General features: G+C 72.7%; 16 protein-coding genes. 7 read left to right on the top strand and 9 right to left on the bottom strand.

The features are described from left to right. Positions 1-7 precede the first annotated feature (7 nt). Positions 8-973 (bottom strand): LLM class F420-dependent oxidoreductase, encoded by a 966-nt coding sequence (locus tag ACZ50K_RS18990; RefSeq protein WP_468904217.1) that lies wholly within the window; start codon positions 971-973, stop codon positions 8-10. 68 nt (positions 974-1041) lie between these two features. Continuing rightward, the gene (locus tag ACZ50K_RS18995; protein ID WP_468904219.1) at positions 1042-2406 is read right to left on the bottom strand and encodes an NAD(P)/FAD-dependent oxidoreductase; all 1365 of its coding nucleotides are present in this window, start codon (positions 2404-2406) and stop codon (positions 1042-1044) included. Between the two features lie 157 nt (positions 2407-2563). Here ACZ50K_RS18995 and ACZ50K_RS19000 point away from each other — a divergent pair, with 157 nt between their 5' ends. The 4 genes from ACZ50K_RS19000 (at position 2564) to ACZ50K_RS19015 (ending at position 4829) form a co-directional block, all read left to right on the top strand. Continuing rightward, positions 2564-2794: a DUF6479 family protein gene (locus ACZ50K_RS19000; RefSeq protein WP_468904221.1), complete on the top strand. Its 231-nt coding sequence runs from the start codon at positions 2564-2566 to the stop codon at positions 2792-2794. Between the two features lie 46 nt (positions 2795-2840). After that, positions 2841-3527, top strand: a complete 687-nt coding sequence (locus ACZ50K_RS19005) for a HemK2/MTQ2 family protein methyltransferase (RefSeq protein ID WP_468904223.1) — start codon at positions 2841-2843, stop codon at positions 3525-3527. Positions 3528-3612: 85 nt separating this feature from the next. Then, positions 3613-3810 carry a CDGSH iron-sulfur domain-containing protein gene (locus ACZ50K_RS19010; protein WP_468904713.1) on the top strand — a complete coding sequence of 66 codons (198 nt, stop codon included), beginning with the start codon at positions 3613-3615 and terminating at the stop codon, positions 3808-3810. Further along, complete coding sequence (locus ACZ50K_RS19015; protein WP_468904226.1) at positions 3807-4829, top strand: iron-containing redox enzyme family protein; 1023 nt, start codon at positions 3807-3809, stop codon at positions 4827-4829. Before ACZ50K_RS19010 ends, ACZ50K_RS19015 begins: the two co-directional genes overlap by 4 nt. A gap of 60 nt (positions 4830-4889) precedes the next feature. Here ACZ50K_RS19015 and ACZ50K_RS19020 read toward each other — a convergent pair whose 3' ends face one another. After that, positions 4890-6506 (bottom strand): MFS transporter, encoded by a 1617-nt coding sequence (locus ACZ50K_RS19020; RefSeq protein ID WP_468904228.1) that lies wholly within the window; start codon positions 6504-6506, stop codon positions 4890-4892. A gap of 138 nt (positions 6507-6644) precedes the next feature. After that, positions 6645-7550: a methylisocitrate lyase gene (gene prpB, locus ACZ50K_RS19025; RefSeq protein ID WP_468904230.1), complete on the bottom strand. Its 906-nt coding sequence runs from the start codon at positions 7548-7550 to the stop codon at positions 6645-6647. A gap of 249 nt (positions 7551-7799) precedes the next feature. On the opposite strand from prpB, the gene ACZ50K_RS19030 reads away from it, so the two are divergent. The 3 genes from ACZ50K_RS19030 to ACZ50K_RS19040 all read left to right on the top strand — a co-directional run bounded on the left by ACZ50K_RS19030 (position 7800) and on the right by ACZ50K_RS19040 (position 11227). Next, on the top strand, positions 7800-9260 hold the full coding sequence (locus ACZ50K_RS19030; RefSeq protein ID WP_468904233.1) for a basic amino acid/polyamine antiporter: 1461 nt from the start codon (positions 7800-7802) through the stop codon (positions 9258-9260). Positions 9261-9435: 175 nt separating this feature from the next. Further along, the gene (locus ACZ50K_RS19035) at positions 9436-10659 is read left to right on the top strand and encodes an arginine deiminase (protein WP_468904715.1); all 1224 of its coding nucleotides are present in this window, start codon (positions 9436-9438) and stop codon (positions 10657-10659) included. A gap of 79 nt (positions 10660-10738) precedes the next feature. Then, the gene (locus ACZ50K_RS19040) at positions 10739-11227 is read left to right on the top strand and encodes an isochorismatase family protein (RefSeq protein WP_468904235.1); all 489 of its coding nucleotides are present in this window, start codon (positions 10739-10741) and stop codon (positions 11225-11227) included. Between the two features lie 37 nt (positions 11228-11264). Here ACZ50K_RS19040 and ACZ50K_RS19045 read toward each other — a convergent pair whose 3' ends face one another. The 5 genes from ACZ50K_RS19045 to ACZ50K_RS19065 form a co-directional block, all read right to left on the bottom strand. After that, a complete protein-coding gene (locus ACZ50K_RS19045) occupies positions 11265-12773 on the bottom strand; it encodes a DUF4246 domain-containing protein (protein ID WP_468904237.1) in 1509 nt (502 codons plus the stop codon). A 96-nt stretch (positions 12774-12869) separates the two neighbouring features. After that, a complete protein-coding gene (locus ACZ50K_RS19050; RefSeq protein WP_468904239.1) occupies positions 12870-13172 on the bottom strand; it encodes a hypothetical protein in 303 nt (100 codons plus the stop codon). Next, complete coding sequence (locus ACZ50K_RS19055) at positions 13165-13731, bottom strand: RNA polymerase sigma factor (protein ID WP_468904241.1); 567 nt, start codon at positions 13729-13731, stop codon at positions 13165-13167. The genes ACZ50K_RS19050 and ACZ50K_RS19055 overlap by 8 nt, the downstream gene beginning before the upstream one ends. 187 nt (positions 13732-13918) lie before the next feature. After that, complete coding sequence (locus ACZ50K_RS19060; RefSeq protein WP_468904243.1) at positions 13919-14440, bottom strand: 2OG-Fe(II) oxygenase family protein; 522 nt, start codon at positions 14438-14440, stop codon at positions 13919-13921. A 16-nt stretch (positions 14441-14456) separates the two neighbouring features. Then, positions 14457-14591, bottom strand: a complete 135-nt coding sequence (locus tag ACZ50K_RS19065; protein ID WP_468904246.1) for a hypothetical protein — start codon at positions 14589-14591, stop codon at positions 14457-14459. Between the last annotated feature and the right edge of the window lie 382 nt (positions 14592-14973).

The raw sequence follows: 14973 nt of genomic DNA on the forward strand, positions 1-14973 counted from the left end.
GGCCCACTCACAGGTCCCGTAGTACGGGCAGGAGCGCGGTCTCGGCCCATTCCAGGAACGGCTCCTGCCGGTCGCCGCCGATCTGGACCAGGGCGATCTCGGTGAACCCCGCCCGCACGTAGGGGCGTACCGCGTCGACGAAGGCGTCCGGGTCGTCGCCGCAGGGGATCGCCTCGGCGACGTCCTCGGGCCGGGTGTGCGCGGAGGCCTGCGCGAATCCGGCGGGGCCTCGGAGTTCGGAGTTCACCTTCCAGCCTCCGAGCGCCCAGCGGAACTGCTCGTGTGCCCGGGCCACCGCCGCGTCCCGGTCGGTGTCGTAGCAGACGGGCAGCTGGCCGATCCGCGGCTTGCCCTCGCCGCCGTGCGCGTCGAACCCGTCGAGGAGCCGTTTCTCCGGCTCGGTGGCGATGAGGAGGTCGGCGTGCCGGCCGGCGATCTCGCAGGAGCGGGGGCCGGAGACCGCGATCCCGATCGGGGGTGCCGTCCCGGGGAGGTCCCACAGCCTGGCGTCGTCCACGTCGAAGTGCGTGCCGTGGTGGGTCACCGACCCTCCGGCGAACATCCGCCGGATGATGCCGGCCGCCTCGTCCAGCATCTCCAGACGTACGTGGGCGGCGGGCCAGCCGGCTCCGACGATGTGCTCGTTCAGGTTCTCGCCCGAGCCCAGGCCCAGTCTGAACCGGCCTTCGGACAGGATCTGCATCGTGGCGGCCTTCTGTGCGACGACCGCCGGATGGTAGCGGAACGTCGGGCAGGTCACGTAGGTCATGAGCGGGATCCGGGAGGTCGCCTGCGCCGCCGCACCCAGGACGCTCCACGCGTAGGGTGCGTGCCCCTGGGACTCCAGCCAGGGGAAGGAGTGGTCGGAGACGACGGAGAAGTCGAATCCCGCCCGCTCCGCGCCCACGAGGTGGGACACCAGTTCCCTCGGCCCGGCCTGCTCGGTCATCATCGTGTATCCGATTCGCACCATACGCGGCGCCTTACCTCGTCGGCGGGTCCGAAACCTTCGCGGTGGTCCGGATCCGCCGGGGACCTCGGTCATCCCTCCCGGGCGGCGGTGCGGGAGCGGAGCTGCTCGGGGGTCAGGTACCGGTCCGTGTACTCGAAGTCGCGCAGGGTGCCGGGTTTGTGGGTCTGGAAGCCGGTGCGGACGAAGTCGTCGCCGGCCACGGCGTTGAGCAGCCAGTTCGTCATCACCCGGGTCTTCGCGGTCCCGGTGCGCAGGGCCGCCCAGTGGTAGCCGCGGGCCACCGCCTGGGCGGGCATCCCGCGCAGGCCGATGCCGAGCGGCCGGGCGACGCCGTCCCGGCCGCCGAGGTCCACGACGAGTCCGAGGTCCTTGTGGACGTACGGGCGGAGCGGTGTGCCCCGCAGGGTGGCGACGAGGTTGTCGGCGGCCGTCCTGCCCTGGCGTTCGGCGTGCTGTGCGGTGGGCGGGCAGACGGTGCCGTCCCCGCCGCCCGCGAGGTCGGGCACGGCGGCCGCGTCGCCGAGCGCGAACACTCCGTCCGCTCCCGGGACCCGCAGGTCGGGGGTGACGACGAGCCGGCCGCCCTTCGCGGTCTCGGAGCCCAGCGTGGCGATGAGCGGGCTGGCCGTGACACCGGCCGTCCAGACGAGGGTGCGGCAGGGCAGCACACGCCCGTCGGTGAGGGTGACCTCCTCGGGTCCGGCCTTGGCCACCGAGGTGCCGAGGGAGACCTCGACGCCGCGATGGCGCAGTACGTCGAGGGCGGCGCGGCCGAGCCGGTCGCCGAGCTCCGGCATCAGCCGGGGGGCCATGTCGACGAGGTGCCAGCGGATCTCGCGGCGCTCCAGCCGGGGGTAGCGGCCGACGGCGTTCGCGGTGAGCCGCTCCAGCGCGGCGGCCGTCTCGGTGCCCGCGTATCCGCCGCCGACCACGACGAAGCCGAGCCTGGAGGCCCGTTCCGCCGATTCCGGCGCACAGGCGTCGGCCAGGTCCAGCTGTGCGATGACGTGGTCGCGCAGATGGGCGGCCTCGGCGAGGGTCTTCATGCCGCGGCCGTGCTCCGCCAGGCCGGGGATGTCGAAGGTGCGGGTCACGCTGCCCGGGGCCAGCACCAGGTGGTCGTAGGGCTGGTCGACCAGTTCACCGGTGATCTTCCGGATGACGCAGATCCTGGCCGCGGTGTCGATGCCCACGGCTCCGCCGGGCACGATCCGGGTCCGGTGGCGGCGGCTGCGGCGCAGCGACACCGCCACCGACTGGGGGGTGAGCATCCCGGAGGCCACTTGCGGGAGCAGCGGCAGATAGAGCTGGTAGGAGAACGGAGTGACCAGCAGGATCTCCGCCTCCCCGGGTGACAGGGTCCGCTCCAGACGTCGTACGCAGGCGACTCCCGCGAAGCCCGCGCCGACGACGACGATCCTCGGTCGTGCCATGGTGTCCGTCCCTTCTCGCATCCCGCAGGTGTCCGGTCCCCGACGCGCCTTCCCCGGTCCGGTGCTCCTTGCACGTGCCCGGCGCCGGGAAACGGGAAATGGGAATGTCCTGCTCCGCAGGTTGTGCAGGACCGCTGATCGCGGGTAGGCGCCGTGCATGTTCGCATCCACGCCCCTCGCGGCCGAAGGTTCCTCGTCCCTGCTGATGCTCCTCGCCGGACTCGTCGTGGTCGTCCTGCTGATCGCGGCGTTCTGGTACGGGGCCCGGCGCCGCTCCCGCAACGAGGACCCCGGCACTTCACCGGCCGGGCAGCCCCCGCAGGCCGAGGCCCGTCGCGACTCCTGGCAGGACCCCGACGAGGCCCCGGGCTCGGGTGACCACCGCTGATGTCGGCGCGGGAACAGTTCCCCTCCCCACGGACCGGAGGTACCCCATGACCACCACGACCTTCTTCCCGGTCCCCCTGTCCGACGGGCTGATCGCCCTGCCCGGCGTCTACCGGCCGCAGGCGGACACCATGGTGCTGTCCGAGGCGCTCGCCCGGGAGCGTCTGGCGCCCGGCGCGGAGGTGCTGGAGATCGGCACGGGCACCGGCGCGCTGGCCCTCCAGGCCGCCCGGCGGGGAGCCCGGGTCACGGCCTCCGACGTCTCCTGGCGCGCCGTGGCCACGACCCGGCTGAACGCCGCCCGGCAGCGGCTGCCGGTGCGCGTGGTCCGCGGCGACTTCGCCTCGGCGGTCGCGGGCAGCCGCTTCGACCTCGTCGTCTCCAATCCGCCGTACGTGCCCGCGCCGGCGGCCGGGCTCCCGGGCCGGGGGCCGGAGCGCGCCTGGGACGCCGGCCGCGACGGGCGGGCGGTCGTCGACCGGATCTGCGCGGGCGCCCCCGCCCTGCTGCGCCCGGGCGGCGTCCTGCTCCTGGTGCACTCCGGCATGTGCGGGACCTCGCGGACCCTCGCCCGGATGGCGGACGCGGGGCTGACCGCGGAGGTCGTCGCCCGGGTGCTGGTGCCCTGGGGACCGGTACTGCGCTCCCGCCGCGCATGGCTGCGGCAGCAGGGGCTGACGGGCGAGGCCCCGGAACTGGAGGAGCTGGTGGTGTTCCGTGCCCGGTACCTCTGACGGCGCCGAGCGCCCGACCCCGCCCGAGACCCCGGTCCCGGGCCCGCCTCCGGGTGCTCCCGTGGTGGCGGAGGCCCGCACGGTGATGGTCGACCGGCAGGGCCCGGTGCTGGTGGAGGGCCCGGTGGAGATCGTCCTGGACGACGGCACCCGGGTGCGTTCCGACCGCTTCATGGTCGCGATCTGCACCTGCCGCCGCAGCCGCAGCTATCCGTGGTGCGACACCAGCCACCGCCCCCGCGTACGCAACGACCCGCCCCCTGCGGAGAGGAGCCCCTCATGACCCCGCCCAGCCCGTCCCCCGTGAGCCTCGCGTCCGGGCCCCGCCTGGCCGAAGGGCGAGGCATGCTCTCCGGCACCGTCGTCGAGGCGCTGCGGGACGGCACCGCACCCCGGTACGCGCCCGACGCCGTCCTCCGGGCGGACCCCTGGGGCGAGGACCTCCAGCTCTCCCTCTACCTCCTCTACGAGCTGCACTACCGCGGCTTCCACGGGGTTCCCGACGACCGGGAGTGGGATCCCGAGCTGCTGGGACTGCGCCGCCGGCTGGAGGACCGCTTCCTGCACGCCCTCCGCACCGACCTCGCCGGCGCCGCCCGGACCGTCGGCGAAGCCTTCGCCCCGCTCCTCGTCGAACCCGTGGACCCCGCCGAGGGTGGCCTCGGCCACTTCCTGGAGAAGGAGGGGGAGTTGTGGCAACTGCGCGAGTACGCCGCGCTGCGCTCCCTCTACCACCTGAAGGAGGCCGACCCGCACCTCTGGGTCGTCCCCCGCCTCACCGGCCGGGCCAAGGCCGCGATGGTGGCCGTCGAGTACGACGAGTTCGGCGCGGGCCGTGCCCAGAACGTGCACGCGCGGCTGTTCGCCGACCTGATGGTGGACCTCGGCCTCGATCCCGCCTACGGGCACTATCTCGACCGGGCCCCCGCGCCCCTCCTCGCCACCGTCAACCTGATGTCGCTCTTCGGGCTGCACCGGGCGCTGCGCGGTGCGCTCGTCGGCCACTTCGGCTGTGTGGAGACCACCTCCTCCCCCGGTTCCCGTCGCCTGGCCAACGCCATGCGGCGGTGCGGGGCCGGGGCGGCGGCGGAACGCTTCTACGCCGAGCACGTGGAGGCCGACGCCGTCCACGAGCAGCTGGTGCGCCGCGAGGTCATCGGCGGCCTCCTCGCCGACGAGCCCGGCCTGGAGGCCGACATCGCGTTCGGCTGCGCGGCCACCGTCCTGCTGGAGGACCGCCTGTCCGAGCACATCGCCACGGCCTGGTCAGCCGGCCGCAGCGCCCTCCTCGGCCCGCTGTAGACCATCCCCTGCGTAGGGCCCGGGGCGGTTCCTCCGCCGTCCCGCCCGGCCGGCCCCCGCTCAGAAGGCCGAGCCCGGGCCCGGCCCGGCGGGGGCCGAGTCATCCTCGTAGTAGCCCCGCAGGAGGGCCCGCTCGGCGTCCCGGTGCGGGTACATGAAGAAGATCAGCAGTGCGCCCAGGGCGACCGCGACCAGGCCGACGGCGTAGGCCCAGTCGTCGCCGTGGAGGAAGGACTCGCGGGCCGCCGCCACGATCCGGTCGGTGTACTGGGGGTGCTGCTCGGCGACCTGGCCGGCCGAGGCGAAGGACTTGGTCAGCTCGCTCTGCACCTGGTCCGACACGTTCTCGGCCTCGGCGGAGGAGGCGATCGCCGCGTTGAAGGCCGAGGCGTAGCCGGCGGTGAGGAGGACGCCCATGATGGACTGCATGACGGCCCCGCCCAGGTCCCGTTGCAGGTCGGCGGTGCCCGAGGCCATGCCGGCCCGGCGTACCGGCACCGATCCGGTCAGCGAGTGCGAGGCGGGCGTGCCGGCCAGCCCGGCGCCGATCCCGATGAGGACGTAGGCGAAGCCGATCTGCCAGTAGCGGCTGTCCTCGTCCCAGAACACCAGCATCCAGGCGAAGGCGAGGAAGAGGAACCCGTAGCCGATCAGCAGGGTCGTCCGGGCGCCGCGCGTCTCGACCAGCTTCGCGGACCGGGGTGCCACCAGCACCATCATCACCACCAGGGGGAGGATGGCGGCGCCGGCCTCGACCGGGTTGTAGCCGAGGACGTTCTGCAGGTACTGCATGCTGACGAACGCCGAGCCCATCATGGAGCCGAACACGATGATCCCGGCGCAGGCGGCGACCCAGAAGGTGCGGCGGCCGGCGATGTGGAGGTCGTAGAGCGGGTTGGGCGCCCGGCGCTGGCGCAGGAAGAACCCCACCCCGGCGACCAGGGCCAGCACGGCGAGGCCGATGACCAGCGGCCCCTCGCCGGGGACGGCGGCGAAGTTGATGGCCAGCACCAGTCCCGCGATCAGGAGGACGGACAGGACGCCGCCGAGGTTGTCCACCGGTTCGGTCGACTCGTTGGCGTGCGCGGGGACGAACACCAGGGCCATGGTCAGCGCGATCACGGCGAGGGGCAGGGTGACCAGGAACACCGAGCCCCAGTAGAAGCGTTCGAGGAGCGCGCCCGCGATCACCGGCCCGAGCATGGAGATGCCGCCGCCCAGCGCGGACCAGAGCGCGATCGCCTTCGTACGCCCCGGGCCCGCCCACAGGGCGGTGATGAGCGCGAGGGTGGTCGGGTAGGCCATGCCGGCCGAGAGCCCGCCGAGGATCCGGGCCATCGCGAGGACGGTGTCGTTCGGCGCGTACCCGGCGAGCAGACAGGCGGGGATGGAGAGGGCGATGCCGAGGAGCAGCAGCAGCTTCCGTCCGTGGCGGTCGCCGACCGCGCCCAGATAGAGCACCGAAGCGGCCAGGCCGAGGGAGTAGCCCACGGCGATCATGTTCAGTGAGGTCTGGGAGGAATCGAAGGCCTTCCCGATCGCGGGCAGCGCCACATTGGCCACCGACAGGTTCAGGTTGGCCACCGCGGCGACGGTGATCAGGGACCCGAGAACGAGCGGCGCCCGCTCCGGGGCCTCACGCGGAACGTCGGCGCGGGGCGCACCGCTGTGCGACATGGGACCTCCGGGGCGGAGTCGGGCGGGGCGAGGGTCCCGTCTGATCTATCGCGCCGCGCTCCGCCGCACGGGCATGACACGCCCACGACCCCGCACGCACCCCGGCGGAGGGCGTGCGGATGGCGGGCGGCCGGCCGGTCAGGTGCCGGGCGGGAGGGTGAAGTCGAAGATCGCGGAGTCGAAGGCGGTGTAGTCCGCGTAGCCGAGCACCTCGTAGAGGCGGGAGCGGGTCTGCATACGGGGCAGCAGGGACTCCTGGGTGCCTTCGGCGGCGAGGGTGCGCAGTCCGTCCTCCACCGCGCCCATCGCGAGGCGGAAGAGGGTGACGGGGTAGAGGGCGATGTTGTAGCCGAGGGCCTCCAGTGCGGCCGTGTCCAGGAGGGGGCCCTTGCCGAACTCGGTCATGTTGGCGAGGAGGGGCACGTCGACGGCCTTCCGGAAGGCCTCGAACTCGGCCTCCCCGGCGAGGGCTTCGGGGAAGACCGCGTCCGCGCCCGCGTCCACGTACGCCTTCGCACGGTCGACGGCGGCGCCGATCCCCTCCACCGCGCGGGCGTCGGTGCGGGCCATGAGGAGGAAGTCCGGGTCGCGGCGGGCGTCGGCGGCGGCGCGGATCCGGCGGACCATGTCCTCGCGGGGGACGACGGACTTGCCGTCGAGGTGGCCGCAGCGCTTGGGGTCAGTCTGGTCCTCCAGGTGCAGTCCGGCCAGCCCGGCGTCCTCCATCAGCTGGACGGTTCGGGCGGCGTTCACGGGCCCGCCGAAGCCCGTGTCGGCGTCGACGAGGACCGGCAGATCGGTGACCCGGGTGACCTGCTGGGCGCGGGCCGCGATCTCGGTGGAGGTGGTCAGGCCGATGTCCGGCAGGCCCAGGTCGGCGGCCAGCACCGCGCCGGAGAGGTAGACGGCGTCGAAGCCGTTCTGCTGGATGAGTCTGGCCGAGTACGGGTTGATCGCCCCGGGGACGCGCAGCAGCCGCCCGGAGGCGAGCTGCTCGCGGAACAGGCGGCGGCGGGCGGCGGGGGTGGTGCGTGTGTGGAGCATCGGACCGGGCCCTTCGGGAGGGATGCGTCGCGGGTGGCGACCGTACCGGTGTCCTCTCCGTGCCTGCCGTCTCGACAGCCGCATTCCGCCTGTCAGCCCGACAGAACGGAGCAATGGTCCCGTGCGCGAGAGCCGGGGCGTCCGGCCCCGAGCCGTGGGCGCGCGGGGCCGCGACGGGCTGGTATGCGGCGAATGCCCCAAATTATGGATACATTCCGTTCTGACCACCGGGCCTGGACGAGGGAAGCCATGAGCGACGTTGAAGCCAACGCGGCGGCCAAGCCGGCCTCGGGCCCGCCGGCCGTCAAGCTGACGCTGGTGACGCTGACCGCGATGGTGGTCGGCTCCATGGTGGGCGCGGGGGTGTTCTCGCTGCCCCGCCGCTTCGCCCAGGAGACCGGTGTCGCGGGCGCCCTGATCGCCTGGGCGATCGCCGGCACCGGCATGCTGATGCTGGCCTTCGTGTTCCAGGCCCTGGCGGTCCGCCGGCCGGACCTGGACGCCGGTGTGTACGCCTACGCCAAGGCCGGCTTCGGCGAGTACCTCGGGTTCTTCTCCGCCTTCGGCTACTGGGCGAGCGCCTGCGTCGGCAACGTCACCTACTGGGTGCTCATCATGTCGACCGTCGGCGCGGTCTGGCCCGCGCTCGGCGACGGCGACACCCTGCTGGCCGTGGTGCTGTCCTCGGTCGGGCTGTGGGGGTTCTTCCTGCTGATCCGGCGGGGCGTGCGGGAGGCCGCGGCGATCAACCGGATCGTGACGGTCGCGAAGGTCGTCCCCATCCTGGTGTTCGTCCTGATCGCCCTGTTCGCCCTCGACGCGGAGGTCTTCGCGGCCAACTGGGGCGGCGCCGACTATGCCGGCTCGCTGTTCAACCAGGTCCGCGGCACGATGCTGGCCACCGTCTTCGTCTTCCTCGGGGTGGAGGGGGCGAGCGTCTACTCCCGCCACGCCAAGCGCCGCGAGGACGTCGGCCGGGCCACGATCCTCGGCTTCCTCAGCGTCTTCGCCGTCTTCGCCTCCGTCACCATCGTGTCGTACGGCATCATGCCGATGGCCGAGATCGCGGAGCTCCGCCAGCCGTCGATGGCCGGTGTGCTCCAGCACGCGGTCGGCACCTGGGGGCAGGTCTTCGTCAGCGTCGGCCTCATCGTCTCCGTCCTCGGCGCCTACCTCGCCTGGACGCTGATGGCCGCCGAGGTGCTGTTCGTCGCCGCCAAGGACAACGACATGCCGCGCTTCCTGGGGCGCGCCACCCCCGCGGACGTACCGGCCAACGCGCTCCTGATGAGCACCTCCCTCAGCCAGGTGATCCTGGTCGTGACGATGTTCTCCGACGACGCCTTCACCTTCGCCCTCGACCTGACCAGCGCACTGAGCCTGATCCCCTTCCTGCTCGCCGCCGGCTTCGCCGTGAAGATCGCGGGTGGCCGGGACGACACCCGGACCGCCGGCCGGAGCACCCGACGGGAACTGGTGGTCGCCGTCCTCGCCACCCTGTACACGGCGTTCCTGCTGTTCGCCGCCGGCCTCAAGTTCGTCCTGGTGTCCTTCCTCCTCTACGCACCGGCCACGTTCCTGTTCGCGAAGGCCCGGCGCGAGCAGGGGCGCACGGTGTTCTCCGCCCGCGAGGCCGTGATCTGCGCGGTCTCGGTGGCGGGTGCCGTCGTCGGGGTCATCGCCCTGGCCATGGGCTGGATCGAGCTCTGACCCCGCACCGACCATCCGCACCCACCACCCGCACCCGCACCCGCACCCGAATGAGCGCGTCCCTCCGCCCCACCCGACCGAAAGGCGCAACGAGTTGAGCACCGACGGAACCTACGGCAGCGACGGCACCGCGGGTGCCGCCGGCGCCGAAAGCACCGCTCCCCCGGCCTTCGGCGTGCACTCCGAGGTCGGCAGGCTGCGCAAGGTCCTGGTCTGCGCCCCCGGACTCGCACACCGGAGGCTCACTCCGACCAACGCCGACGACCTGCTCTTCGACGACGTCATGTGGGTGGAGAACGCCCAGCGCGACCACGCCGACTTCGTCAACAAGCTGACCCGGCGCGGGGTGGAGGTCGTCGAGCTGCACGCCCTGCTGGCCGAGACGATGGCCATCACCGAGGCCCGCGACTGGCTCCTCGACCGCAAGATCACCGCCAATGAGGTGGGACTCGGCCTCCTCGACGGCACCCGGGCCTTCCTGGAGTCCCTCGCCCCCCGCGAGCTCGCCGAATACCTGATCGGGGGGCTGTCCACCGCCGACCTGCCCGACGAGTACCGGCCCGCGTACGTGGCGCTGGCCCGGGAGGGAACCGGGGCGCGCGAGTACCTGATGCCGCCCCTCCCCAACACCCTCTACACCCGGGACACCACCTGCTGGCTGTACGGCGGGGTCACCCTCAACCCGCTGTACTGGCCCGCCCGGCACGACGAGACCCTGCTGATGAAGGCCGTCTACACCTTCCACCCCGACTACCGGGCCGCCACCGTCTGGTGGGGGGACCCCGAGCAGTCCTGGGGGCAGGCCACCTTCGAGGGCGGCGACATCATGCCGGTCGGCAACGGGGTCGTCCTGATGGGGATGAGCGAGCGCACCTCCCGGCAGGCCATCACCCAGGTCGCCGCCTCCCTGTTCCGCAACGGCGCGGCCGAACACGTGATCGTGGCCGGCATGCCGAAGCTCCGTTCGGCCATGCACCTGGACACCGTCTTCACCTTCGCCGACCGGGACATCGTCACCCTCTACCCGACGATCATGGACGCGGTGCACACCTTCTCGCTGCGCCCGGGGGACGCGCCGACCGGTCTGCACCTCACGGACGAGGGCTCCCGGCCCTTCGTCGACGTGGTCGCCAAAGGCCTCGGCCTGCCCCGGCTGAGGGTGATCGAAACCGGCGGGGACGTGTACGCCTCGGAGCGCCAGCAGTGGGACAGCGGCAACAACGCCGTCGCCCTCGAACCGGGGGTGGTCTTCACCTACGACCGGAACACCACGACCAACACCCTGCTCCGCAAGGCGGGGGTCGAGGTCATCACCATCGTGGGAGCCGAGCTCGGACGGGGCCGCGGCGGCGGCCACTGCATGACCTGCCCGATCGTCCGCGACCCGGTCACCTTCTGACGCCCCCCCGGGGGGATGCCGCCGAGGAGGACCGAACCCGACGAGGGCGGGGGCGGCGGCGGGGCTTACGATCACGGCCATGACCACCGCCTTGATCCTCGTCGACCTGATGCCGCGCATCATCGCCCTCCCGCTCGCACCGTATTCCGGAGACGAAGTGCTCTCGCGCTGCCGGGAGTTGGCCGACTCGTTCCGGGAGAGCGGCCGGCCGGTGGTGCTGGTCCGGGTGGACCGTCCGGGCGTGGACCGGCAGCCGCCCGGCAGCGGCTTCGCCGAGGGCCTGGTCAGGGACGGCGACGTCCTCGTGGTCAAGCGCACCGTGGGAGCCTTCCACGGCACCGGCCTGGACGAGCGGCTGCGCGCCCTCGGCGCGGACACCGTGGTCATGGCCGGCCTGGTCACCACCATGGGTGTCGAATCGACGGCCCGGGCGGCCTCCGACCACGGCTACGAGGTGGAGTTCGTCGCCGACGCGATGTCCGGCCTGGCCGCCGACGAGCACGAGTTCGCCGTCGGGCGCACCTTCCCCCGCTTCGGCGAGGTGCGCAGGACCGCCGACTACCTCTGACGGCGGCCGCCGCGTTCCTGCGGCGGTCGCCCCCGGGTCAGTGCTCGCAGAGGGAGAACTCCCGCTCGTAGACCTGTTCGTTGTGCTCGTCGACGAAGAACTTCCGCTCCTTCATGAGCTCCTCCCGGTACGTCTTCGCCTCCTCCAGCGTCATGGTCGAGGTATCCGACCAGGGCTGCTGCGGCGGGACGTCGGCGGTGGACACGATCCGCTCCGACGGGTCGACCAGGAAGAACGCGAGGATCTTGCGGTGTCCCGGGCGGGTCGGGTCGGCGAGGCGGAAGGCGTCCACCCGGTGCTGGAGGACGTTGGGGAACGCCAGGCAGCGTCCGGCCGGGGTCGGTACGGCGCCCAGCTGCTGGTTCAGCGCGTCCTCGTCCTCCAGGCCGTAGACCTCACGCATCCCGGCGTCGTCGTTCTGCTCGTAGTTCGGGTCGTCGAGCGCGGCCCGGAAGCCCAGCCGGCTCTCGGTGATGTTCTCGCTGTCCCAGTAGTAGATGCCGGTCGAGACGATCCGCTCGTTCAGCATGCCCTCGACATGCCAGGAGCCCCCGGCGTACTCGGGCTCCTCCGGGGTCAGATGGACGGTGGCGAGCTTGACGATGACCTGGAGCCCCCGGCCGCGCAGGTCGACGCGGGCGGAGTCCTCGGGCGGGGCCGGCGGGGTGAAGACCGGGGCGTCCGGGAGGACCGGGCTGCGGTTCTCCCACCAGGCCTCGTGGGCCTCCCCCCAGGCGGCGCGGGCCTCCTGGAAGGCCCCGTCGTCGCCGAAGGCGGCCCGGCTCGGGTACTCCGGCTCCGAGTCGTACCAGCCGTAGGGGTCGGCCTCGATCCGCGGCGGGCGCGGATGCCGCAGATCGGTGAGCACGTTCTCGAACAGCGGGCGCAGGCGCGCGAACAGCTCCGGCAGCACCTCGGCCAGGGCGCGGTGCTCCACGGGGTGGACGTTGTTGACGTACGAGCGGAAGGCGGCGGCCCCGTCGTCACCGACCTCGACGTCCGCGGGCAGCCACTGGAACCGCTCCGAGAACTCGTACCGGGAGTAGCGGTGCGCCGTGTTCTGCCAGGCCCGCTCGGGTTCCCCGCTCACCCCCCGCACCAGGCAGAACAGCGAGGGGTGCACGAGGTCCAGGACCTGGCCGTCGGATCCGGGATGCCAGTCCCGCTCGGCTTCCGGGACCTCCTCCAGCACCCGGACCGCCTCGCGCAGCCGGGTGGTGAGCTCCTCGTCGACGAGGGCGTCCGAATGCCACACCCCGTCCACCGCGGACACCTCTATCCCGGTGTGCTCGTCACGCAGCGCGGCATAGTGCGCCAACTCGGCCACTACATAGGCCACTTGTGCCTCGGTGAGGCCCTGTGCCACCGCCTCCCGGGTCCACCGGGCGACGATCTCCGCGTCGTTCATCTTCTCGAACCAGGCGGGCTTGGCGCGCAGGTGGGCGCTGCACTGCATCATCTGCAGTTCCCGGAGCGTCCTGGGCGTGGCGAACGCCGATACACGGGATGACTGGAACGGCAGCGGGAAGGCGGACAGGCCGGTCACTTCTGGTGGTCCTCACGGTCGGTTTGCGGTGCCCGGAAGAATAGCCCGCCCTTCTGACAGCACCGCCCCGGCCCCGGCCGGGAACCGGCTCGGGCGCTACCCGGAGCCGGCTCCGGGGCCGGACAGGTGGGCGGTGGTCTTTCCGGCGACGGTCAGTTCGCAGCGGCCGTCCTGGCACGAGCGCCGCAGTCTGCCCCGGGAGACGGTCTGCAGCAGCCCGATCGTCCAGCACATGGGGCATCCGCGGAGGGCGAGCAGGCCGACCGGTGCGAGCAGGAGGGCGCCCGGCCCGGCCGCGGAGAGGAGGAGGACCGCCCCGGCCAGGGAGCCGAACCCCAGGGCCCCGCGGGCCAGATGGCGGGGCAGGGACGAGCTGGCGAAGCTCCGCCGGTCATCCACGGTCGGCCTCCGGCAGCAGGTCGGGGACCTGCCCCTCCCGGAGTTCCCGGCGGACCGTCGTACGGGCGCGGTGCAGCCGGGACTTCATCGCGGCGCCGCTGAGGCCGAGCGCGTCCGAGACCATCCGCCCGCTGTAGCCCTGGATGTCCCGCATGATCAGTACGCGCCGCTGGTCGGCGGGCAGGCCCGCGATCACCGCCGCGACCCGGGCCGCCTCCAGCCGCTGCAACACCTCGTCCTCGGAGGACGGCACGACCCCGTCCGGGACCGGTTCGTGGCCGCGGAGCGTCAGCCGGGCGCGCCGCAGGCATTCGTTGCGCACGATGCGGAACATCCACGAGGCCAGCGCACCGGAGGCCCGCAGCATCCCGATCTTGCGGTAGAGGATGATCAGCGCTTCCTGGGCGGCGTCCTCGGCGTCCTGGGGCGAGGCGCACAGGGAGCGGGCGAACCGCTGCACGTGCGGGTGCGAGCCGGACACCAGGGCGGCCGCCGCCTCGACGTCACCTTCCTGCGCCGCGGCGATCAACTGGTCACCGGGCCATGTGAACTCAGCCACGGGAGCGCCCCTGACGACGTCGCACGACGAGTACGCACGTGCAGACGAGCACGGCCGCGACGATGACGGCACCTATGATCACGACAACCTCCGGTTCCTGTGCCGACATTGTTGTCCGCACAGAGATGAGAGGCGCGACCGCCGCGAAAGGATTCGCGCGAATCGCGGCGCAGGGCGCGGCGTACGGTCACCTGGCGCGGCTTACGTTCACGTGGCGCGGCGGGGCCCGGTCCTCCCAGGCAAGGGCCCGACCGTCGGGGTGCAGGGAGGTCGCCCCGTCGTACACGCGCAGCGCGCCGCCCTCGAAGGGACGCGGCGTGCGGTGCAGGTAGTACACGAAGGTGAGCAGACGCCGGGAGGCGAACTCCGTTTCGCCCACGTCCTGGTGGGCGCGGTAGAAGTCGCCGTCGTTGTGCACGTTGAGCCCGTAGGAGTACTCGCTGTCGGGGCAGGACACGTCGAGGGCCTGCTCCATCCACGGCGGGACCTCGTTGATGGCGGCGATCAGTTCGGGTGCGGCGAAGGCACCGTCCGAGCGGGACCGGCGGAAGGTGGGGACCACGTCTCCGTCCCGGATGGTGGAGGCGGTCATGGTGCCGACGGCGGTCGCGACGGCACGGTCCAGGAGCGCTTCGGAGGCCCGGGCACCGAGCAGGTCGGTGATGCGGCAGACCGTGCTGGGCAGCCGCCAGACGGCGTCCCGGTGCACGGCGGATCAGGTCAGGTCAGGAGCAGTGCGCGATGGGCGACTTGTCCACGACGTACCTGGCCGGCACCCGGCCGCGGTTGTCGGGGAGCCGGTACCAGAGCTTGTTGTCGCCGACCTTCTCGCCGTTCTGCTTGCGCTGGACGGCGATCATGGTGCCCGGGGACGCCCTGCTGGCCGGGGGCTCCGGTCTCGCCGATGGGGCCGGCCGGGCCGGGGGCACCGGGGAGCCCGTCCCTGCCCGGCGTACCGGGTGTGCCGTTGAGGCCGGGCGGACCGGGCGCGCCGTCGGTGCCGGGCGGGCCCGGCACCGGCGTGGCGACGGCGAACGCCACGGGAGCGTCCGGGTAGCCGGTGCCGATCGCCCACTCGCCGTTCTCCAGCGTCACCCCGTCCGGGGCGCCGGGGTCCACCGTCAGGTTCACCGACAGCCTGGTGCGGGTGTTCGCCGGGAAGACGGGTTCGTTGCCGACCGGGGCGAGGCAGGTCAGCAGCGTGTCGGCGTTCGACAGCGTGCACGGCATGGGCCCGGCGCG

The organism is Streptomyces sp. NPDC033845 (assembly GCF_055576225.1).